Raw genomic sequence first — 23652 nt, forward strand, 5'->3', positions numbered from 1 at the left:
GGCTGCTCCTTCACCTTAAACTTTTTCAAGCCTTTTTCACTGTTCCAGAATAAGGCGACCTAACAGCCGAGGTTCGCCCTGATTATATTCCAACATTCCAGACATTTTTATATACTTTCATATATTTTTACATTCCCCAAGATGTTTTGACGAAAAACCTTCATTCTAGAAACTACTATTGATCCTAAATCTGGTTATTAAAGACTGATTATCCATTCCCCCTTTTGCATGAGTGCATCAGTGCATGAGTGCCTGTATTCATCAGTAGCCTATACTCAACGGATTTATAGCAGTTTTCATCAGAATGAGGCATGGGCAAGGCAGGGTAAGTTCATCTAATTTGGTATAAATTGTACTTGACAAAGATTTCTAAATAGGGTAAAGAACTCGCTGTAGCACCCTCCTGCACCGCCAGTACCCAGACTTAGCCGCTGCTACCTCTGTATAATTTATCATTAGCCTTAGTCTCACTGTTGTTGATGAAAATTAATCAGGAAATAGCTCATGGTTAAAGGTTTTGCCCCCGTTCTCCCCACCGAAAATAAAGCTCAACTAAAACCTCAGCTTCTTTTAACATCAATCAATGAAATTAAATCTAGTTTATTGACTTATACCAATTCTCCAAGATCGGACGACAGATAGTGTAGAATATCATATTAGTAGAGTTAAAGGAAAAATATGGCAGGAGTTTATAAGATAGAAATATCTGAAAGTGAAGCAGAACTCAAGGAACTGCTTAGAAAAGAAAAAACTGGTTCAGGAAAAGAAAGAATACCAGTATTGTACTGATTAAAGACAAAAAATGCAAAAACGGTGACAGAAGCCGCGGAAATGCTAGGAAGAAACAGAGTCACTGTACAAGATTGGTTAGGAAAATATCGTCAAGGAGGACTAGAAAAATTATTGTCTAAAAAAGTCAGTACAGGAAGACCAAGAAAAGTTCCTCAGTGGGCAGAAAAAGCCTTAGAAAAAAGATTAAAAGAAGAGGAAGGATTTGATAGTCAGGTCGAGATTTGTAAATGGTTAGAGGAAAAATTAGGGAGAGAAGCCAAGGACAAAACCGTCACAAATTAGTATATTATCGGCTAAAAGCGTCTCCAAAAATAGCTAGACCAAAAAGCCTAGAACAATCAGAAAAAAGGTTAGAAGATTTAAAAAAAAAAACTCCTAGAAAATTTGGCAATGCTGAGTTGGGTGGCGATAAAAATGATGAGTAATACAGGAAAAATTCGCTTTTTATGTGAAGATGAAACTCGTCTGGGACTGAAAACAATCAGCGGGTGAAAAATAACAGCAAAAGGGGTAAAACCTTACGGGAAAGTGCAGGGTCAATTTCAAGCAACCTATATCTATGGGGTGGTAGAGCCGAAGACAGGAGAGCATTTTTTTTTACGAATTCACTCATTTAAACAGTCAATGTTTTCAAATATTTTTAGAATTAGTTTCTGAATATTTTGCCGATAGTATTTTGATAATACAGTTAGATAATGGCAGGTTTCATAAGTCAAAAAACCTGAAAATACCTGATAACATTATTCTCATGTTTCAGCCACCACATTGCCCAGAATCTAATCAAATTGAACAGATTTGGCAATATCTAAAAAAAGGATTGAGATGGAAACTACCTAGAGACTTAGAGGAATTACGTTTGTTAATTGGTCAACGACTCGAAGAAATGAACAAAGAGGTAATTGTTTCAATTGTTGAACGAGGTTATATCCTGGATGCTCTATCTGTAGTTGGCATTTAGAGAATTGGTATAAATTGTGCTATGGGGTCAACGTCCAGCGAAGTCGAGACGTTGATATTCTGGTCGGATTTCATCCCCCGCAAAGGTGAGTATCTTGTCGAAAAATGTAGCGGGGGCATTCATCCGACATTTTCGGTAACATTATCCCTGCTCAAAATGTAATCACACTGCGAATAGAATCCCCTTGGCGCATCAGGTCAAAAGCCTCGTTAATCCTTGCCAGAGGTAGAACATGGGTGATTAAATCATCAATGTTAATCTTGCCCTCCATGTACCAATCGACTATTTTTGGTACATCTGTACGACCTCTCGCTCCACCAAAAGCCGTACCTTTCCAGACCCGTCCGGTGACTAATTGAAAAGGACGGGTACTAATTTCCTGGCCGGCCCCGGCTACACCGATAATAGTGGCAACACCCCAACCCTTATGGCAACATTCCAAAGCTTGACGCATAATCTGGACATTGCCGATACACTCAAAACTATAATCGGCCCCACCTTTAGTTAAATCCACCAGATAGGCCACTAAATCCCCCTCGATTTCTTGGGGATTAACAAAATGAGTCATCCCGAATTTGGTCGCTAAAGCTTGTTTCTGGGGATTGATATCGACCCCGACAATCATATCGGCCCCCACCAAACGGGCCCCTTGAATAACATTTAAACCGATACCTCCCAGACCAAAAACCACCACTTTTGCCCCCGGTTCCACTTTAGCGGTATTAATCACCGCACCGATACCTGTAGTGACTCCGCAGCCGATATAACAGACTTTTTCAAAGGGAGCATCCTGGCGAATCTTGGCTAGGGAAATCTCCGGCAGCACGGTATAGTTAGCAAAAGTCGAGGTTCCCATGTAGTGATAAAGAGGCTGACCATCGAGGGAAAAACGACTGGTTCCATCTGGCATTACTCCCCGACCTTGGGTAAGACGAATTGCTTGACAGAGATTGGTTTTAAAGCTGAGACAGTATTCGCACTGACGACATTCGGGAATGTATAGGGGAATAACATGATCCCCCACTTTTAGGCTAGTGACACCTTTTCCCACTTCTACCACGATTCCGGCCCCTTCATGGCCTAAAATTGAGGGAAATAAGCCTTCAGGATCGGACCCAGAGAGAGTATAGGCATCGGTGTGACAAACTCCCGTGGCTTTGATTTCTACTAACACTTCCCCCGCTTGCGGTGCGGCTAATTTTACCGTTTCAATAGTTAGGGGTTTTCCCGCTTCTAGGGCAACTGCCGCTCGAACATCCATAGGCTCAAAGCAATAGGTTTTTTCCAGTATAATACCGTTAAACTGCTGAAGAGTTGTAATAGAACAATTCTAAACTTATCTCTATGTTAGTCCTCACCATCCGCGAAGAAGGAATTAACGATGGTGGCTTTACTGCTACTCTCAATTTTGATAGCGGTAACAGCTACCCAATTACGGTTACTGATCCCTTTACTAACCAAGAAGAAAAACAACTAGAATGGTACTTTGAGGAATGGTTAGTATTTCCCACCCTAGACACGGATAAGGCGCAAAAAGCCGCCAACAGCGTCCAAAACTATGGCGAAAACCTATTTAAACAGGTTTTCCAGAGTAATTTAAATGCTTATGGGGAATATCGAGACTTGCGAAAGCAGTTAAGTCAACTGCAAATTATCATCGAAAGTCAGTCGCCAGAATTTCAAGCTTTACATTGGGAAGCGCTGAAAGATCCTGATTTACCGCGTCCTTTTTCTATAGATTGTATCATCTCCCGCCAGCGTCGAGGGGCTACAGTTGTCCCGGTGCAAATGGCCACTTATCCTACTATCAATCTTCTGGTGGTGATTGCGCGTCCTAATGAGGAATCTGATGTTAACTATCGCACGATTTCCCGTCCTTTGGTAGAACTGGTAAATAGTAGTGAAATACCGGTAAAAATTGATATTTTGCGTCCCGGAACTTATGAATCACTAACCAGACATCTGGATGAGAAGGGAGAAGGATACTATCATGTTATTCATTTCGATGTTCATGGCGGATTAATGGAATATGAACAGTACCAAAGACAGGTTCACGGGGACTCTTGGCGCTATCAAAGGGGATGGGGACTGGAAGATTTAGCAGAATATGAGGGAGTAAAAGCTTTTCTGTTTCTGGAAGGAGAAGAAAAAGGTCAAGCGACTCCGGTAGAAGCGACGGAATTAGCGAATTTACTCACTGGGAAAAATATCCCTATTTGTATTCTCAATGCTTGTCAGTCAGCAAAGCAAATTTCCCAGGAATCAGAAGACTATCGGGAAACCAGTTTAGGAAGTCGTTTGATGACTGCGGGAATGCAAGCAGTGGTGGCGATGGGATATTCGGTGACGGTTTCTGCAGCTAAGTTGATGATGAAACCAATTTATCAGCAATTATTGAACGGAAAAGACCTAACGGAAGCGATGCGAAAGGGACGGTTAGAGTTATTCAATAATAAGCAACGCCGCGCCTATTATAATACGAGAATAGATTTGGAAGATTGGTTATTACCGGTGATTTATTGTCGCGGTAAAATTAATCTCAATTTGCGTCCATTTACTCCAGAAGAGGAGGAAAAATACTGGGAACATATCGGCAATCAATATGTCTTTCCTTTACCAGAATACGGCTTTGTCGGCAGGGATTTAGAGATTCTCAAGATGGAAAAGGCGCTGCTGAAACATAATATCCTTTTACTCAAAGGAATGGGAGGGACAGGAAAAACTACTTTACTCAATTATCTACGAGAATGGTGGCAGAAAACCAACTGGGCGACCCATATTTTCTATTTTGGTTATGATAGAAAAGCTTGGACTTTAGAACAGATTGTTTATGAAATCGGTCAGGGAATTTATAATCGCTTTGAACAGGCGAGTTTCCAAGCGATGAACCTGAAAGCGCGGGTAAAGAAACTAGAACAAAAACTCCGCAGTGAGGCGTATATTCTCATTTTAGATAATCTGGAGTCGGTGACGGGACAACCGTTAGCAATTCAGAATACTTTACCGGAGAATGAAAGGGAAGCAATCGCCGATTTTCTCACGAATTTGGTGGGGGGAAAAACGAAGGTGATTTTGGGTTCTCGCAGTGAGGAAACTTGGCTGCAACGCAGGACTTTTAAGGAGAATATCTATCACTTACAAGGATTAGACCAAGAGTCGAGAACTGAATTAGCGGAGAGAATTTTAGAACGTCAGGCGAAGAGTCGGAAAAATGCGATTAAAAAGGATGATTATTTTAAACGCTTGATGAAGTTGTTGGCGGGATATCCGTTGGCGATGGAAGTGGTATTAGCGAATCTGAAGCGACAGTCACCGGAGGAGATTTGGCAAGGGTTACAGTTGGCGGAATTAGTTAATGTGGGGGATGAGAATAAGACTAATAATATCATCAAGTGTGTGGAATATTCCCACAGTAATTTGTCGGAGGAGGCGCAGAAGTTGTTACTCTGTTTAGCACCTTTTAGTGGGTTTATTCACAGGGGTGTTATTCCTATTTATAGTCAACAACTACAGCAATTAGAACCTTTACAAGGCTATCAGTTTGATCAATTTGATGCAGCGATAGAAGAAGCGATTCATTGGGGTTTGCTTTCGCCGATGAGTGAAGAATTGCCCTATTTATTGACTATCCAGCCCATTTTTCCCTACTTCCTAAAAACGAAGTTAAAGGAATTAGCACCAGAGACACAAGCAGCAATTTGGGAGGGTTTTAAGAATCATTACCGAGACTTGGCAGTTTATTATGATACCTTACTAGATTCCAAAAATCCGCAGGAGAAGCAGTGGGGGATATTGTTCTGTCGCTGGGAGTATGAAAATCTGTTTAATGCGTTGCAGATTTGTTTGGAGAAGCAGGAAGATATAAATATCTTCTTTTGCTTACATAATTATTTTGTTGTTACCAATGATGTTAGTAGCAGACTGAAACTATGCGAGAGTGTTTGTCAAGCTTGTCAAACTTATCCTGAGCAGATTAAAACTGGGATAATCGGTGGCAATATTATCAATGCTTTGGCTAGTCTCGCCCTCGCCTATCAAGATACAAAAAACTATGAACAGGCGAAACAGACTCATCCAAAAGTTATTGAATTAACTCAAAATCTCCAAGGGGTGGACGAGCAACAAAAAGCCTCAATATTGGGAACTGTCTATCACAATTTGGGAAGGGTAGCGGAAGAATTGAGGGAATGGGAGCAAGCCCGAAGCTACTACCAGCAAGCTATTGAGATCTTCATTGAATATGGGGATCGCTACAAGCAAGCCGGAAACCTGCACCAGTTGGGGAGGGTAGCGCAAGAATTGAGGGAATGGGAGCAAGCCCGAAGCTACTACCAGCAAGCTATTGAGATCTGCATTGAATATGGCGATCGCTTCTCCCAAGCCATCACCCTGCACCAGTTGGGAATAGTAGCGCAAGAATTGAAGGAATGGGAGCAAGCCCGAAGCTACTACCAGCAAGCTATTGAGATCTACATTGAATATGGGGAGCGCTATGAGCAAGCCGGAACCCTGCACCAGTTGGGATCGGTAGCGCACGAATTGAGGGAATGGGAGCAAGCCCAAAGCTACTACCAGCAAGCCCTTGAGATCGACATTGAATATGGGGATCGCTTCTCCCAAGCCAGCACCTTGCAGTATTTGGGAATCCTAGCGCAAGAATTGGGGGAATGGGAGCAAGCCCGAAGCTACTACCAGCAAGCTATTGAGATCTACATTGAATATGGCGATCACTATTTCCAAGCCAGCATTCTGAACTGTTTGGGATCGGTAGCGCAAGAATTGGGGGAATGGGAGCAAGCCCGAAGCTACTGCCAGCAAGCTATTGGGATCTACATTGAATATGATGATCGCTTCTCCCAAGCCAAATCCCTGCACCAGTTGGGAAGGGTAGCGGAAGAAGTTGGGGAATTGAGCCAAGCCAAAAGTTATTACCTGCAAGCCTTACAAATTTTTGCAGAATTTAACGATAGTTACAGGGTACAAACCTATTCTTTGCCTCTTCTTGTTGCTCTTTATCAGCAAACGCAAGATGAGGAGATTCTTGTCGGTATTGCTTCTGTTTTCGGGATTGGGGTTGAGGAGGTGCGGGGTTTGGTCTAACTCCCCCCTAATACTAAATCCGGCTTTAAAAAGAGAGGGTGATGGGGTGATGGGGGGGTGATGGGGTGATGATCCTCCCTCACTCCCTCACGAACCTGGCTTGTTGTTGCGCTTCAGCGCTAACTATTTCGGGCTTGCTGAAAAAGTAAGGGCGAAGCATTCGGATAGGAAATCTACGGTTTCAGCGATAGGTTATTGCCCGAATGCTTCGCCCCTACAATGTTGTGATCTACGGATGAGGTGTAATAGCGAGAATGGTGATTTCCCCCGAATGAGGTCCATAGCACCAGAAAATTCGATAGGCTCCCGGTGTATTCTGTTGGGCGTAGGCTTCAAAAACCTTCTGTGTTGAATCATAAGGGTTATCGAGGGAATTAAATTCGTGGGTTTTTAGTCCCGGATGTCTTGGGTTTGTACTGAGGAGCTTGAGGGCTTTTGTTACCTGTTTGTAGAGACCCTCTTGTTTCGATGCTTTTGTCCTACCTTGAGCTAGGCGAGTCTTTTGAGCCTGTTCCGCTTCTGCTCGCAATTCAGATAGAGTATTTCGAGCTTCCTGTGTCTGTCGTAAAGAGAAATTCAATTACTCCTCGACTTCTTCAGGAATAGATTCAGCAAACTCAAGCATAGCGTCTAAATCGACGGGTTCTTCAGCTAAATCTCCCGTGCGGGCTTCTGCGAGTCCCCGTTTGAGCGACTCGCGGACACTAGGATTCTGAAAAGCCCATAGTTCTCCCTCTGGAATCGCAACCATGGGAACCAGGAGGAGTTCCCCGCTTGCATTCATCAGTATTCGATAGTGACGGTTGCTACATTCAGTCCCAAGGCTAATCCGTCCCCAAGCATCAGCCTGAATATCTTCTTTAATGAGCGAAAAATTCTGATACTCCATCACGTCTCCTCCTCTCTTCATATACTTATTCTAGATAAGTTACCCAATTTGGGCAATAGGGTTATGTCCATTTAGCTTCTCACTACCTAAAGAAAACAGGTTAAACTTGTTCGGGCTGGAGCCTTGACAACAAACCCAGTTTGTTGTTGCACTCTCTTCGCTAAATTCTCTCCCCTTTCCTTGTAGGAGAAAGGCCAGGGGAGAGGTCAATAATTAAGAACCCAATGCGATCACACTATCTGGTAAAGATCAAGTATAATAATAAATATAAAGACCAAATTATTCATCTACCGTTAACTTAATGAAAGCCAAATGAACTTATTAAAACAATCGGACATTCAAGAAAATCCCACAACACTTTACGAACAAGATCTTCAGTTGTGGATTGAGCAAACTATTCATCAATTACAGAATCGACAGTTTGAACAACTGGATATAGAAAACTTAATTGAGGAGTTAAAAGATTTGGGTAAGTCAGAGAAACGCGCCTTAGAGAGCAACTTAATGGTCTTGTTGATTCACTTACTCAAATTAAAGATACAGCATGATGCTCCTGAGACAATGAAAGCAAGTTGGTATAATTCAGTAGATGAGCATCGCCAGCGCGTTCAAGATGATTTACTTAAGACTCCCTCTCTTAAATCTTATCTCTTAATCTCCATCACACAAGCCTATTCCAGCGCTCGTAAAGTCGCCATCAAACAGGGTAAACGCGCTCAATTTGGTATTCGTATTCCCCAAGAAAGTGAGTATCCCCTCGCTTGTCCTTTCACACCTGAACAGATTCTAAATGAGGACTTTTACGGGTAAAAACGAAAGTAAACATTATCGATAATAAAACCATGAAACCAGAATATGACCTTGCCAACATGAAAAATCGCCCGAATGACCTAACCCCCCTTCCCTGGGAAATAAGGGGGGAATAAAGTTTTTAACACCTAACTACTTATATCTCAATAAATCTCTTGGATAAATCATAGCAAAGTGAACCTTTCATGTACTCTAAATTAAGGAGAAGACGATGGCTAATCTGGATGATGTAGGAAGAGCGAAAGCAGCTGATAAAAACCTGAACGATGCTAACCGAAGCGATGTGCAGGTAAACAAAACAAGACCATATCCTTAACTGTTCTCTCTGATTTAGAGCAGTTAACCCTGTCAGTAACGGATATTTTGCTTGGTTAAAAATTTAGGTAAATTCAATTAAAAATAGCAAATTACCATTAACGTAAGTGTTAATTAAGGAGGTAAATATGGTTCAAATTTTACAAGCAAAAGAAGTCACTCTCAGAGATTTAATTAATCATTTTCAACTACAGTTTATAGAAGATGAGCATTTTTTTGGGGAATGGCAAGAAGACTTAGAAGCAATCTCTGAACAGGAAAAAGAATTGTTAGATAAAATCAAAACAGGTTATTTTAACTTATTGAATTATCCTCCCTTTTTAGAAACTTCGGTGAGGATGACGGTTTTAGATCCATTATTATTTATTGGTAACTTTTATCTATTTCCCTTTCACATTAAAGCAGAAGAGTCTGTTGAAATTATTACAAAAGAGCAAGATTTAATAATTAAAGGAAGGTTAGATACTTTAATTCTAAAAGAGCAATTATGGGTAATGATTATTGAATCAAAACGGGTTATTTATTCCGTTGAAGTAGGTTTACCGCAATTATTAGCTTATTTAATGGTCAATCCTCATCCCAACCGTCCTAATTATGGAATGTTGACCAATGGTTCCGAGTTTTTATTTGTTAAATTATTATGGGACGGTAAACCTTTATACGGAACCTCTCGTTTATTTGCCATGAGAAATCCGGGGGATTTATACGAGGTTCTCAAAATCCTTAAACATCTCTGTCAGTCTAGCGAGGGGGTGGAATGAACCACAGAGACACAAAGGACACAAAGATCGATCGCTTCTATGGTAAGTTAAGCTGATCACACAGAACCTAGAAGAGCCTGGATTAGAAGAGATTCAGCTAATCTAAGGATGGGCGGTTAAGAATTTTTTCGGCTTTTCTTGACTATTTCAGCCTTATTTGTCCTAACAAGCTCAAGAATACGAGAGTTTTTGTCTAGAATTGCCCGGCCTGAGAGGGGAATGATAAAGTTAGATAAGAAAATTAAAGATGGTGTGATTAAAGTGAAATTTGCTGCTAGTACCTATTTTTCCCTGCTGCGCCATTGTGCCGTTCCTTTGTTGTCGATCGCCACTTTTACGCCAATTCTCTTAACTTATTTAGCCAAGGAAAAACCAGAAACCCCGCAACCGCAGGCAAATCTAGAAACTGCTGCCTCCCCTGATCCTATTATCCCATCTCCGATCGCACCCTTAACCGCACCATCGCCGAAACTATCCCCCTCTCCCCAATCTTCTGCGATTCCAAAATCAGCACCCTCTCCCCAATCTTCCCCCTTGGCACCGAAAAAATTAGCACCATCGGTTCAAACTTCCCCTAATACTGCCCCCGCTGCCGCGGTTAAACCGGTGACTAGACAACCCTTAGTGGTTCCCGCTAATTATACGCCGCCGGTCCTAGAAATTCGCGTGGCGATTAAAAGGGATGTGGCCAGTGTTTTGATTGGAGTTAACGGGCCAGCGGTGATCACCGATCGCCAAGGTCGTGGTTTAAAAACGATTGCCACTAACGAGGGTTTACCGGTCATTCCAGGTGCCAATGGCTTAAAAATGGGCGATTTATCGCTGCCAGAGGTGATTTTTGTGCAGCCCACCAGTGCCGATGGTTTAGTTTATGTGGATGATGGTTGGTATCGGGGCAAAATCCTCCTTGTTGCCCAAGGCGATCGCTTATTAGTGGTTAATCATGTTAATTTAGAGGCCTATCTCTATAGTGTGGTGGGTAGTGAAATGCACTCCACCGCACCAATGCACGCTTTAAAGGCACAGGCGATCGCCGCTCGTTCCTATGCCCTAGTACACATGATCCGCCCCGCTAATGCTTGGTTTCATCTGGGCAATAGCCAACGTTGGCAGGTATATAAAGGCATTCGCTCGGAGTATCAATCGACTCACCAGGCGGTTAATGCCACTGCTGGGCAGATTCTCAGCTATAAAGGGGGTGTAGTCGAGTCTCTTTATGCCGCCACGGATGAAATTGTCGCTTGGGCCCACGGTGGTCGCGGCATGAGTCAAACTGGAGCTTATAAATTAGCGGAAAAAGGCCTAGATTATCAACAAATTCTCGGTAATTATTATCCCGGAGTTGGTTTAGCTCGTCTAGTTCTACAAAATTAGATTGATTGGCTTTCTCGACTGAAAACTCAAATCTGATAACTGATCACTGATCACTGATAACTGAAATGCCGACCATAGCAGATTTCTAGTAACCGTATTACAATAAACTTTCAAAATGCTATAGCAGTAAATCTCTCTATGAATAGCCCCTTTCTCGACTACCTCAACGGCCCCAAGCATCCCGTCCTCGTCTTTGATGGGGCGATGGGAACTTCCCTACAAAGCCAAAATCTGACGGCCGAGGACTTTGGTGGGGCAGAATACGAAGGTTGTAACGAGTATCTTGTCCATACTAAACCTAGCGCTGTAGCGAAAGTCCACGAAGCCTTTTTAGCCGTGGGTGCGGATGTGATTGAAACCGACACCTTCGGGGGAACCTCGATAGTTTTAGCCGAGTACGATTTAGCCGATCAAGCCTATTATCTCAACAAAAGCGCCGCCGAACTGGCCAAAGCTTGCGCGAATAAATACTCTACCCCCGAAAAACCCCGTTTTGTGGCGGGTTCCATGGGGCCGGGGACAAAACTGCCCACTTTGGGTCATATTGACTTTGATACGCTTAAAAATGCCTATGTAGAACAGGTAGAGGGTCTGTACGATGGCGGGGCAGATTTATTATTAGTAGAAACCTGTCAGGATGTGCTGCAAATTAAAGCGGCTTTAAATGCTATTGAAGAAGTATTTCAGAAAAAAGGTCAACGATTGCCCCTGATGGTTTCGGTGACGATGGAAACCATGGGAACGATGTTAGTAGGAACGGAAATTAACGCCGTTGTCTCTATTTTACAACCCTATAAAATTGATATTTTGGGACTTAACTGCGCCACTGGTCCCGATTTAATGAAACCCCATATTAAATATCTCTCGGAAAATTCCCCTTTTATTGTTTCTTGTATTCCTAACGCTGGTTTACCAGAAAATGTCGGCGGTCAAGCGCATTATCGCCTCACTCCCGTAGAATTAAAAATGGCTTTAATGCACTTTATCGAAGATTTGGGAGTACAAATTATCGGCGGTTGTTGTGGTACTCGTCCCGACCATATCCAAGCTTTAGCGGAACTAAGTCAGGGGTTAACTCCGAAATCTCGTCATTATCATTATGAACCCTCCGCCGCTTCTATTTATAGTACCCAACCCTATATTCAAGATAATTCTTTCCTGATTGTCGGGGAAAAATTAAACGCCAGTGGTTCTAAAAAATGTCGGGAACTTCTCAATGTTGAAGACTGGGATAGTTTAGTATCGATGGCGAAAGCGCAGGTAAAAGAAGGAGCGCATATTCTCGATGTCAACGTCGATTATGTGGGCCGGGATGGGGTGCGCGATATGCACCAATTAGCCTCTCGTTTAGTTAATAATGTCACCCTACCTTTAATGTTAGATTCCACCGAATGGGAAAAAATGGAAGCGGGGTTAAAAGTAGCGGGGGGTAAATGTATCCTCAACTCTACTAACTACGAAGACGGGGAATCGCGTTTTTATCAAGTCTTGGATTTAGCGAAAAAATACGGCGCGGGGGTAGTAATTGGAACCATTGATGAAGAAGGAATGGGACGCACTGCCGAGAAAAAATTCCAGATAGCTAAACGGGCCTATTATGCTGCGATAGAATACGGAATTCCTCCCTACGAAATCTTTTTTGATCCTTTAGCTTTACCGATTTCTACCGGTATCGAAGAAGACCGAGAAAATGGCAAGGCTACTATCGAAGCAATGCGTCGAATTCGCCAAGAACTGCCCGAATGTCATATTCTTTTAGGTGTGTCTAATATCTCTTTTGGGTTGAATCCGGCAGCGCGTCAGGTATTAAATTCTGTCTTCCTTCACGAAGCGATGCAGGTGGGGATGGATGGGGCAATCGTCAGCGCCAATAAGATTCTTCCTCTGGCAAAAATTGAACCAGAATATCAGCAAATTTGTCGGGATTTAATCTATGATAATCGTCGTTTTGATGGCGATATATGTGTTTATGATCCCCTGACCAAATTAACCGAATTATTTGCGGGTAAAACTACTAAAAAAGACCCCTCTAGTAATGCTAATTTACCCGTGGAGGAACGCTTAAAACAGCATATTATTGATGGGGAAAGATTGGGACTGGAAGAGGCTTTAAAGCAAGCTTTACAGGACTATCCACCCCTAGATATTATTAATATTTTCCTCCTGGATGGGATGAAGGTAGTGGGTGAGTTATTTGGTTCAGGACAAATGCAGTTACCTTTTGTTCTCCAATCTGCCCAAACTATGAAAGCAGCCGTTGCCTTTTTAGAACCCTTTATGGAGAAAAAAGAGGGTGATAATAATGCCAAAGGGACTTTTATTATCGCAACGGTTAAAGGGGATGTTCACGATATTGGTAAAAACTTAGTTGATATTATCTTGACCAATAACGGCTATAGGGTGATTAATTTGGGCATTAAACAACCTGTAGAAAATATCATCGAAGCCTACAAAGAACATAAGGCCGATTGTATCGCCATGAGCGGTTTATTGGTGAAATCGACGGCTTTTATGAAGGAAAATCTAGAGGTTTTTAATGAAAAAGGAATCACCGTTCCTGTTATCCTTGGCGGGGCGGCTTTAACTCCCAAATTTGTCCATGATGACTGCCAAAAAACCTACAAGGGGCAGGTTATCTATGGAAAAGATGCCTTCTCTGACCTGCATTTTATGGATAAATTAATGCCCGCTAAAGCTGGCGGTCAATGGGATGATAGTAAAGGCTTTTTAGGTAAGTTTGCCGAGGCAGAAAAACCCCCGGTTGTCGCCGAAGAATTAAAGGTTAATCCCGATACTATTTTTACTGATGGCAGCGTCAACCAAGAATTAGTTATTGATACCCGTCGGTCCGAAGCGGTGGCAGTTGATATTCCCCGACCAACACCGCCCTTCTGGGGTACTAAAATATTAACAGCTGCAGAAATTCCCATCGAGGAGGTTTTCTGGTATTTGGACTTACAAGCTTTATTTGTCGGTCAATGGCAATTCCGCAAACCCAAAAGTCAATCTAAGCAAGAATACGACCAGTTTTTACAGGAAAAAGTTCATCCAATTCTGACAGCATGGAAAGAGAAAATTGTCAAGGAAAATTTACTAAACCCCACATTAATTTATGGTTATTTTCCCTGTCAATCCTCTGGTAATTCCCTGTTAATTTACGATCCCGAATCGATACAAGCAGGCGAAAAACCCGAAAATCTGCAACCAATCGCCATTTTTGAGTTTCCGCGCCAGAAATCCGGTCGTCGTCTCTGTATTGCTGACTTTTTCGCCCCGCAGGAATCCGGTATTATCGATGTTTTCCCGATGCAAGCGGTGACAGTGGGGGAAATCGCCACAGAATACGCTAAATCTCTCTTTGATGCCAACGAATATACCGAATACCTCTATTATCACGGCATGGCTGTCCAAACCGCCGAAGCCATGGCCGAATGGACCCACACCCGCATCCGTCGCGAGTTAGGTTTCGCAGAGTTCGATCCCGATAATATCCGCGATATACTACAACAGCGTTACCAGGGTTCTCGCTATAGTTTCGGCTATCCCGCTTGTCCCAATATTCAGGACCAATACAAGCAATTAGCTCTGTTAGGATGCGATCGCATTGGGATGTATATGGACGAAAGCGAACAATTGTACCCAGAACAATCCACCACCGCCATTATTACCTATCACCCCACCGCTAAATACTTTAGTACCTAATCAGTGACCAGTTATCAGTAATCAGATTTGAGTTTTCATTTCAATTATCGACTTAAATCTATAATATGCCAGCAATTTTTTTCATTATTAACCATATGACAAAGTGGCCACTGCCGTGGTATTAATTTAGGATAGGAAGTTTTCGGGAGTCAGTCGTCGGTCGTTCATACCAAATTAGCCTACACTTCATCTTGATAAGAAAGGCTAAATTTTTTGCAGCTTCTTAGGGAAATTATGACCACTAATCCTCTTAACTCGCTCATTTTAGAGCAGATTAGTCATATCTGTGAGCAATACTCGATCGAAAGTCGTATTCTCGAAGATTTTGCCGATTTTGTCATCAAAAACCACCGTAAAAAGTCTCCTAAACCATCGTTAACTAAATCAAAAACTACAGCCACCACCACCACAAGCTCAAAAGTTAAACCTTTAACTCTAACGCAACTTAAACAGGCAGTTTATGCCTATTTTGAGGTTAACAATACCACAGAATTAAAAAAATCGAGTATGTTTCAAATGGCTACTAGAGCCTTTGATAATATCAATTTATCTCAGCGAGAAAGTTGGGAGGTTATCTACAGGAAATATATCGGTATTCTTCCCGAAGAAGATTACGAACAGGGGAAAGATTGTATCAACGGTATCAACATTTTTAAATACTTTCGTCCCTATCGTGTTTTCGATCTTGATCCAAACACTGCCAGCAAGGAAGACATTAAAAATGCTTATTATCGTCTTTCTAAGATCTATCATCCCGATAACCAAGAAACAGGAAACTCTCACATCTTTGATCGTTTGACTGTGATGTATAAGTCTATCACCACGGAGATAAAATAATCATGCCTCGCAAAAAAGAAATTTTTACTATCAGAGAAGCTGAACTAATTCAATGGCTTTCCATTTCTCATAAAAGATTGGATGAAATCGTTAGCTTTTTTGATGCTGATCCTAATGATGATTGGGATTTAGTTGAGGGTGACGATTATCAATTTGTCAATAAGGAAAAGAAACTCCGTAACTTTTCCCCTAAAGGTGCTTTTAAAATTGCTTCCTATATCGAGAAGAATGAAAAGCGAGGAATTTTCTACAAATTTAGAGAATTTTTTACTAAGCACGATCAAAAAATTCGTCGCTCTTTGGCACGAAAATTAATTTTTGCTGAACTCATTGACTCTGGCGAAATTCAAGTTTATCAAGGAGTGGCTATGATTCATAAACAGAGTTTACGGCGAATTTTAGAAACTAATGGAGCCAAGCTAAATAAAACCGTGAATCATCTTCAGCAAAGAACTGATAAACCTCTAGAATTAGGAGTAGATTTTTACGAAGATGAAAAAAGAGAGTTTTGGTTCTCTGAAAGTGGAATAGTGATGATTTCTAAATCCATGAGTGAAACTTTGACGAATAAATCGCGCCAAGAAATGTGTAAAATGATTGAAATCGAGTTTCCTCTTGCCTTTAAAGAAATTCAGGAACATCTAGATGACGATACCAAACAAAAAATCGAGATTGAAAAGGCTAAAAAACGAGCTAAAACTAGAGATAAAAACACTTGTCAGGTGACAGGGCAAAAACCGGATAAAGATGTAAAATTTAATCTCGCTGTCCATCATCTTTACTCTGCCCAAAAATATCCCCATCTAGCGACATTAGATCTGAATTTGGTGACTATTAAAGAAGAAATTCACCAAGAATTCCACGGTAATTTAGGGGGATTTCATCAACCTTGTACAATCGAGGATTTTATCGAATTCTTGCACATTTACTATCCCGAACATCATGGTAATTTAGCCTTAAAACTTCAGAAAACTAAGAAAAAACTGGAAAAATTAGCTAAATAATCATTCAATTTCGGGGTGTGAATAGCTCCAAAGTGATTATCGATTTTTTTAGGGAAAGAACGACCATATCTCATCATGAGCGATAATTAATTTATCGAGAATTTGGGTTAAAACTCCTATCTCACGAGGAACAGCCGCATCTAAATCATTGGCAACTATTGTCAACTCCGCCCATAGTATATATGATAGTTGAACTCTAATTTAGGATCTAGCTGGGTCTAGAGAGGATAATATGGATAAGATCAAGGTAGGATTGTTGTTTGGTGGTCGATCGGGAGAACACGAGGTATCTATCAATTCGGCTCGATCGATCCTGCAAGCTTTTAATTACCCCGAAAATCTTGACAAATACGCCGTTATCCCCTTCTATATCGATAAAAATGGCTGTTGGCATTCGGCAGCAACTGCTAGACAAATTTTAACCTCTGGGCAACCCCTAGCTATTGAGAGTGATATAAAAGTCAATATCTGGCAATTTCCTCCAGAAGTGAGCGAAATTGAGGTTTGGTTTCCAATTCTCCACGGACCGAATGGAGAAGATGGCACTTTGCAAGGATTACTCACTCTCATGCGGGTTGCTTTTGTGGGTAGTGGGGTACTGGGTTCATGCCTAGGCATGGATAAAATTGCCATGAAAACTGCTTTTGCAGCCGCTGGATTACCCCAAGTTAAGTATAAGGCCATAACCCGCTCGCAAGTGTGGTCAAATGCCTGTGTTTTTCCGCAATTGTGCGATCAAATCGCCGAGGAAATAGGTTATCCTTGTTTTATTAAACCGGCTAATTTAGGTTCTTCGGTGGGTATTAGTAAAGCTCGCAACCAGCAAGAATTAGAGGCTGCTTTAGATAGTGCTGCTAGTTATGATCGACGGATTATTGTTGAAGCAGGAGTAACCGCAAGGGAGATCGAATGTGCGGTTTTAGGTAATGATAATCCCCAAGCTTCTTTGGTGGGAGAAATTACTTTTGATAGTGATTTTTATGACTATGAAACTAAATATACTGACGGGCGATCGAGTATGGTGATTCCCGCAAATATTCCCGATAAAATTGCTAATCAAGTGCGAGAAATGGCTGTAGAAGCATTTAAAGCTGTGGATGCTGCGGGATTGTCGCGGGTGGATTTTTTCTATGTGGAAAAGACTGGGGAAGTGTTTCTCAATGAAATTAATACTCTGCCAGGGTTTACTAATTTTAGTATGTATCCCCAACTCTGGAAAGCCACCAGTTTAGAGTTTGATAAATTGGTCGATAAGTTAGTACAATTAGCTTTAGAAAGACAGGAAAAATAAGGTTAAATTACCACCATTTCTAGGATAGGAATTACCTATTAAATAGAAGATAAATCCCCCCTTGATCCCCCCTTAATAAGGGGGGAAACTGACAATTTTTAACACCTAACTACTTAGAGATATTGATCAATCAGATAGTTTCGGGATCAATGCCCAATTCTCGTAATTGTTGGGCTAATTTTTCCTTCTCCAAGATAGCTTGTTCTTTTTCGAGGATAGCCTGTTCCTTCGCTTGTCGTTCCTGTTCCCTTTCTAAAAGAATCTGTTCCCTTTCTAAAAGAATCTGTTCCTTTGCTTGTCTTTGCTCTAATTCAGCTTCTTGGGGAGTGGGAACCAATTGACCATCGACGGTAAAATAACGCAGTTTACGGTCAAATATGCCTAAATATAGTTCTAATTGTTCACTCCATAAATAGCCGTTTTCATTAGCAGCAATAGCCTGATATTGTCCCGCAATTAATCTAAATCCTTGCAGTTCTAAACTTTCAGGATCAAACCAAAAATAATCAGGAGTGCGAAAGGTATTTTGATAGAGAATTTTCTTTTTATTTCGGTCAATATTGGCCGTAGAATCGGAGAGAATCTCGACGATCACATTGGGATATTTACCCCCTTCTCCCCAAACTACCCAACTTTTACGCGGATGTTTTTCCGTATCTAAGACGACAAAAAAATCAGGACCACAAAAATCACGTTTTTTTAGTTGTTCTTCGTTATAGTAGATGGTAAGATTGCCCGAAGCATAGTAATTAGTTCTTTCTTGCCATAACCTTTCTAAACAACCGATTAGAATTGTAATTTGTTGTAGATGTAAATCACTTTCCAAGGGTGGTTCATCACTCCATAAATCGGTGGGGGGACAGGTAACTTCCGGTAAAATGTCGAGAGTTGTCATAGTTTTTCCCCGTTACACTAGCTTTGTTTAATTATAACTGTTACGCTCTTTTCTGGTCATAGAAAACTAATTTTTGGCTGAATCACGAGTAAAACTGTAGATAATTTGGGTAGCTAATTGTGGTAATTGTGAGAAATCTTCATCGGACATTTTTTGACGATCGAGTTTCATTTGTAATCCCGTCATCGAATCGTCTCCGTCGGAAATTAAAAATTCTAAGCGTTCAATTTCCGACCAATCTTTAACGTCATTTAATATCTTGTCAATAACCAGAAGATAAGGATGGGAAGGATTTTTATACCAATTACTGCTGACACCCTGACGAATATCTAAACCTAAATGTACGATCAAAGGGGCGCGATCAAAAAGGGCATTGGCTACCGGTCGGGTTTCTTCTTGGAGAGATAATTGATTAGCGCGACTTAACTGCCGTAATTTCTCCAATTGATGATATCTTTGGGAAATTGACGGCGGATTTTCCCCCCAACTGAGAGCGATGGTGACTAGATAGGTTTGTAGGAATAGATGTCCTAACTTTTCCGCTTTTGTGGCCAGATAATTGGAATTATAATCATTAGCCTCGATCAGCAAAGGTACTCGCTCGACTATTTCCAAACCATAGCCTTTTAATCCGGCAATTTTACGGGGATTATTGGTAATTAAACGAATATTTCTCACCCCCAAATCGTTAAGCATTTGCGCTCCCATCCCGTAATCGCGCAAATCGGCGGGAAATCCTAACCTTTCGTTGGCTTCCACCGTATCTAGTCCCATATCCTGTAAAGAATAGGCTTTTAGCTTATTAATTAAGCCAATTCCCCGTCCTTCCTGTCGCAGGTAAACCACCACCCCTAAACCGTTGTTTTCAATCATTTTTAAGGCACTTTGTAACTGTTGCCGACAATCGCAACGCAAGGATCCCAAAGCATCCCCGGTCAGACATTCTGAGTGCATTCGTACCATTACAGGTTGATCACCAAAGAGAGCGGGATCGCCTTTCACAATAGCGATGTGTTCGGTTTGATCTAATAAATTTCGGTAGGCATAAAGCTGAAAAGTGCCGAATTGACTAGGAAAATTACAGACCGTTTCCCGATGGACAAAGCGATCGTGTTTTAAGCGATAACTGATCAGATCGGCAATGCTAATTAACCTGAGATTATGTTGACGAGCGTATTCAAATAGTTGCGGTAAACGGGCCATGGAACCGTCGGGATTTTGGATCTCACAGATAACTCCCGCCGGATACAACCCGGCTAACCGAGCTAGATCCACGGCTGCCTCCGTATGACCGGCGCGTTTTAAGACCCCACCGGCTTTAGCACGAATCGGGAAGACATGGCCAGGACGGGTGAGATCGTCGGGACGAGTGACCGGATTAATGGCAACTTGCACGGTTTTCGCCCGATCTTCCGCCGAAATACCAGTTTTAACCCCTAAATGGGGAGCGGCATCGATGCTAACGGTAAAAGCGGTTTGATTGCTATCGGTGTTTTTTGTCACCATCAAGGGTAATTCGAGAGCATCAAGACGCTCTCCCGTCATTGCCAGACAGATTAAACCGCGAGCTTGCACTGCCATGAAGTTAATCAGATCGGGGGTGGCAAATTGGGCCGCACAGATTAGATCTCCTTCATTTTCGCGATTCTCATCATCAACTACTACAATAGCCCGTCCGGCTTTGATTTCCGCTAAGGCAGTATCGATAGAGTCAAAAGCGATCGAAGTGACAGTCACAGGCATTAAAACGATAGAACTATTTTCATTCTACAGGTTTGCTCGATCTGCTGAGGGTCAATTTCTGCCAGTTCCCTAGAAAGAAGTCTCCCGGTGAACCTGACGGCTGCCCGGGAGACTTTTAGTTATCTTAAGCTAGAAAATTAGTTCAAACTAGCGGGGGTGATGCTGGCAACTTTGCCACCGAGACGGTTGATCTGTTGCAGGGTGTTATTTAACTGTTCAAAGGGGACGATAATCGCTTTGCTACTGCGACGGACACGGGGATAACCCGGTTTGCTAATAGCGGCAATTTCCACGCGATAGAGCTTACCCACATCACCATAGGCCACACTACCACCAAGAGCTTTGCTGGGGGTGTTGCGTTGACCGGAGGGACGATAGGCCCAACCATCGCTGCCACCGGAGGGACCGACCACTGCCGAAGCGCCGTTTTGGGCTAATTCCACCGCTAAACGGGAGGTTTTGCCGGCAATCTGAGAGCGATCGCTGTTGGCATAACCGCGATAGAGTTGGAACATCCGGGTAAATCCCACGGTTTTTTGACCAGGTTGGCTGGCAAAACCACGATAGTAGGGAACAATACTATCGCCGAAGTTTTCGGTATATTCGGCGGAATCGATGTAGGAGTCGATATCGGCCTCGAATCCTTTGTTTTCGTAGAGATCGAGGTGATAGACCACTTCCGACTCATCGTAGGGAGCGCGACCTAAAAGATGTTTGATATTAAGTTCGATGACGCGGGTTTGGAAGTTACCGTAGAAGAATTTGTTCTTATACAGTTCCGATTTGGCCACGGCGCGGACGAATTCCCGCACGGTGATCGAACCGTTGCAGAGTAAGGATTCGGCACTGGTAAGGCGCTCGGAACGCATGATATAGTCATTGCCTAGCACCTGACGATAGACGGCGCGAATAACCGCCTGTGCGTCGTCACGGGACCAATCGGGACGTAATTCCACGGGAGCAACCTCGCTAAAAGCGGTTGTCCCTAAACGAGAAGCTGAGGTAGTAATTGCCACTAAAGTTCTCCTACAAAAAAATGATCATTTTCTGATCGCTCAAAACTAGGGGAGGATCAGTTCGATTACCTGGCCACCTTGACGATGGATATAACAAGGTCTGGAAGAACAGGTGATTGCTAACCCTTTTGCTAACAACCTCCTGTCTTTCCAGACCAGCAGTTTTTTTGATCGGACTAGCTGAGAGCGTTGATAGCGTAGTCGATATAGGAGTTGGCTTCTACTGCGGGGTCGCCACTTAAACCATGATTGGCTTTGATGTATTTGAGAGCTTCGATGTACCAGCTAGGAGACAGGTCGAAGGTGCGGTTGATTTCGTCAATACCAGCGATGAGGTACTCGTCCATCGGACCGGTTCCACCAGCAACTAAGCAGTAGGTCACCATGCGGAGGTAGTAACCGATGTCGCGAGCGCATTTCTCTTTACCGCGTTGGTCCGCCGCAAAGTTAGCCCCTTGCATTTGGGTGGTGTAGGGGTACTTGTTGTACACGGCTTGAGCGGCACCGGAGATCAAAGAACTAGCTTTTTCGGTTAAAGCTTTAGCGGCGGTGAGGCTGGCAGAAGCTTGACGAAAACGACCGAAAGCAACTTGGATTTCGGTGCTGCTTAAGAAACGACCTTGAGAATCAGCGGCTGCTACGGCTTCGGTAAGGGGGGTTTTCATTGTTTGGTATCTCCCAATAATCTTGCAATAAGTTTCCTACGGTTTAATTGAGACTAGCCCCAGGGACTAGGCGACAGCAGCGGCGGCGCGGTCGAAGTAGCTGGCAATTTCAGACATTAAAGCACTGCAATCGCCGGGGGTGACACCGTTGCGATCGTTAGCGATGGACAAAGCAGCTTCTTTCATTTTGCTTACGCCAGCAGCTACGGAAGCTCCGGGTACTCCTAAAGCTACATAGGTTTCGCGAAGACCATTTAAGCAACGATCATCGAGAACACTGCCGTCGCCAGCGAAGGTAGCGTAGGTAACATAGCGCAAGATGATTTCCATGTCGCGTAAGCAAGCGGCCATACGACGGCTGGTGTAGGCATTACCACCGGGGGTGATCAGTTGGGGCTGTTCAGCGAACAGGCTACGAGCGGCGTTGGCAACGATGGTGGAAGCGTTACTGGTGATCCGGTTAACAGAGTCCATCCGTTTGTTGCTGTCGGCAACCATGGCGCTGAGAGCGTCTAGTTGGGAAGAGCTTAAATATTCGCCGCGAGCATCAGCTTGGGATACTACCCGGGTGAATGCGTCAAACATTGTGACAATCTCCTAAATTTAAATGGGATTTGCTTGCAATTAAAAGGTTTTCCCTCTTAAGGGATTTCACGGTGAGCCTAGACGAGCCTTGACCGTGATTGTTGCGACCTACTTTAAGAAACCTGAAAAAACTTCATGGCTCTCTCATAAATCACCTAAGGAGGTTAAACAAGTATCCAGCTTAACTTTTGTCTGTTATCTTGGCCCCTCAAATTAAATTTATACACTGCTGTCGAAACTTTGTTTGTTACATCTTATTAAGTTTTTTGCTGTCTTTTTGTAACGGTCACTTAACAATAACTCGATCAAGTTGGTCATCAATCCCTGACCATGGCTCAAAGCCTCTCACCGTCGGGAAATCAGAGACAGCAAGGCTTTAAGGGTATAAAGGCCAGCAAGATAAAAAATTTAAGTTTTTTTTAATATTTCCCTGTTCTCCCTTCCCCTATTACCCAAGGATTGCCCTTTCCAGCCCTCAAATTACGATGAAGTTTTGTAAAGAAGGGAGAGGGGTGTGGGAATTATGAATTATGAATTATGAAGTGGGGGAGTGGGGAGAATCAATAAAAAGCTGTCTCCTGACGACCGACGACCGGCTCCTGACCTTAAACTAGAAATCAGTGTGCAAAACGTTTAGGCATGAAATAGGGTTGGAATACCCGAAATAACCGCCTAGTAAGGTCTTCAGTCCCTTGACTGAATCTAAAAGGTCAACCTTGACCAACCTTATAACTGTTTATCTGTCCCGACGTTTAGTATCACCCGATACCAAATTAGGCAAGGGAACTCAAGGTCAATACACTTGTAATAATCGTTACAAGTTGAGAGTAACGGCGATAGCCACCCCCAGTTTCAGAAATCACAACTCTGGAATTGAAGCGGGGAACGGAAGGCTCCGAGGTGTAACCTAACACC

Annotated in this window: 18 protein-coding genes; 10 read left to right on the forward strand and 8 right to left on the reverse strand. The window is 42.7% G+C overall.

The genetic code is table 11. The features are described 5' to 3' along the window. Positions 1–813: 813 nt before the first annotated feature. Together IM475_RS14540 and IM475_RS14545 are read left to right on the forward strand one after the other, a co-directional pair. Positions 814–1074, forward strand: a complete 261-nt coding sequence (locus IM475_RS14540) for a helix-turn-helix domain-containing protein (RefSeq protein WP_287728027.1) — start codon at positions 814–816, stop codon at positions 1072–1074. 352 nt (positions 1075–1426) lie between these two features. Further along, positions 1427–1750 (forward strand): transposase, encoded by a 324-nt coding sequence (locus tag IM475_RS14545; protein ID WP_287728040.1) that lies wholly within the window; start codon positions 1427–1429, stop codon positions 1748–1750. 151 nt (positions 1751–1901) lie between these two features. On the opposite strand, the gene IM475_RS14550 is transcribed toward IM475_RS14545, so the two are convergent. Continuing rightward, a complete protein-coding gene (locus IM475_RS14550; protein ID WP_287728028.1) occupies positions 1902–3011 on the reverse strand; it encodes an S-(hydroxymethyl)glutathione dehydrogenase/class III alcohol dehydrogenase in 1110 nt (369 codons plus the stop codon). 83 nt (positions 3012–3094) lie between these two features. On the opposite strand from IM475_RS14550, the gene IM475_RS14555 reads away from it, so the two are divergent. Next, complete coding sequence (locus tag IM475_RS14555; RefSeq protein ID WP_287728029.1) at positions 3095–6850, forward strand: tetratricopeptide repeat protein; 3756 nt, start codon at positions 3095–3097, stop codon at positions 6848–6850. Between the two features lie 229 nt (positions 6851–7079). Here IM475_RS14555 and IM475_RS14560 read toward each other — a convergent pair whose 3' ends face one another. After that, positions 7080–7430, reverse strand: coding sequence for a hypothetical protein (locus IM475_RS14560; RefSeq protein ID WP_002775598.1), 351 nt, complete (start codon positions 7428–7430; stop codon positions 7080–7082). After that, positions 7431–7739, reverse strand: coding sequence for a hypothetical protein (locus tag IM475_RS14565; protein WP_353737454.1), 309 nt, complete (start codon positions 7737–7739; stop codon positions 7431–7433). A gap of 312 nt (positions 7740–8051) precedes the next feature. Between IM475_RS14565 and IM475_RS14570 the strand changes: the two genes are divergently transcribed. The 7 genes from IM475_RS14570 to IM475_RS14600 all read left to right on the forward strand — a co-directional run bounded on the left by IM475_RS14570 (position 8052) and on the right by IM475_RS14600 (position 17833). Beyond that, positions 8052–8549, forward strand: coding sequence for a DUF29 domain-containing protein (locus IM475_RS14570; RefSeq protein WP_002798842.1), 498 nt, complete (start codon positions 8052–8054; stop codon positions 8547–8549). 443 nt (positions 8550–8992) lie between these two features. After that, positions 8993–9625, forward strand: coding sequence for a type I restriction endonuclease (locus IM475_RS14575; protein WP_287728032.1), 633 nt, complete (start codon positions 8993–8995; stop codon positions 9623–9625). A gap of 219 nt (positions 9626–9844) precedes the next feature. Next, positions 9845–10999 carry a SpoIID/LytB domain-containing protein gene (locus IM475_RS14580; protein ID WP_287728033.1) on the forward strand — a complete coding sequence of 385 codons (1155 nt, stop codon included), beginning with the start codon at positions 9845–9847 and terminating at the stop codon, positions 10997–10999. A gap of 138 nt (positions 11000–11137) precedes the next feature. Continuing rightward, complete coding sequence (metH, locus tag IM475_RS14585; RefSeq protein ID WP_287728034.1) at positions 11138–14701, forward strand: methionine synthase; 3564 nt, start codon at positions 11138–11140, stop codon at positions 14699–14701. A gap of 234 nt (positions 14702–14935) precedes the next feature. Next, a complete protein-coding gene (locus IM475_RS22995; RefSeq protein ID WP_012265584.1) occupies positions 14936–15538 on the forward strand; it encodes a J domain-containing protein in 603 nt (200 codons plus the stop codon). Positions 15539–15540: 2 nt separating this feature from the next. Next, positions 15541–16542, forward strand: a complete 1002-nt coding sequence (locus tag IM475_RS14595) for a hypothetical protein (protein WP_287728035.1) — start codon at positions 15541–15543, stop codon at positions 16540–16542. A gap of 232 nt (positions 16543–16774) precedes the next feature. Then, the gene (locus tag IM475_RS14600) at positions 16775–17833 is read left to right on the forward strand and encodes a D-alanine--D-alanine ligase family protein (RefSeq protein ID WP_287728036.1); all 1059 of its coding nucleotides are present in this window, start codon (positions 16775–16777) and stop codon (positions 17831–17833) included. Positions 17834–17963: 130 nt separating this feature from the next. Here IM475_RS14600 and IM475_RS14605 read toward each other — a convergent pair whose 3' ends face one another. From IM475_RS14605 to cpcB, 5 genes are all read right to left on the reverse strand, one after another. Beyond that, entirely contained in the window at positions 17964–18728 is a 765-nt protein-coding gene (locus tag IM475_RS14605; protein WP_287728037.1) for a Uma2 family endonuclease, read from the reverse strand. A 66-nt stretch (positions 18729–18794) separates the two neighbouring features. After that, complete coding sequence (ribBA, locus tag IM475_RS14610; RefSeq protein ID WP_287728039.1) at positions 18795–20471, reverse strand: bifunctional 3,4-dihydroxy-2-butanone-4-phosphate synthase/GTP cyclohydrolase II; 1677 nt, start codon at positions 20469–20471, stop codon at positions 18795–18797. 137 nt (positions 20472–20608) lie between these two features. Beyond that, complete coding sequence (locus IM475_RS14615) at positions 20609–21487, reverse strand: phycobilisome linker polypeptide (protein WP_002749927.1); 879 nt, start codon at positions 21485–21487, stop codon at positions 20609–20611. A 176-nt stretch (positions 21488–21663) separates the two neighbouring features. Then, entirely contained in the window at positions 21664–22152 is a 489-nt protein-coding gene (cpcA, locus tag IM475_RS14620) for a C-phycocyanin subunit alpha (RefSeq protein ID WP_004268966.1), read from the reverse strand. A gap of 66 nt (positions 22153–22218) precedes the next feature. After that, positions 22219–22737: a C-phycocyanin subunit beta gene (gene cpcB, locus IM475_RS14625; protein ID WP_004268967.1), complete on the reverse strand. Its 519-nt coding sequence runs from the start codon at positions 22735–22737 to the stop codon at positions 22219–22221. Positions 22738–23652: the final 915 nt, after the last annotated feature.

The sequence above is a fragment of the Microcystis sp. M061S2 genome (assembly GCF_020245605.1).
Classification (GTDB): Bacteria; Cyanobacteriota; Cyanobacteriia; order Cyanobacteriales; family Microcystaceae; genus Microcystis.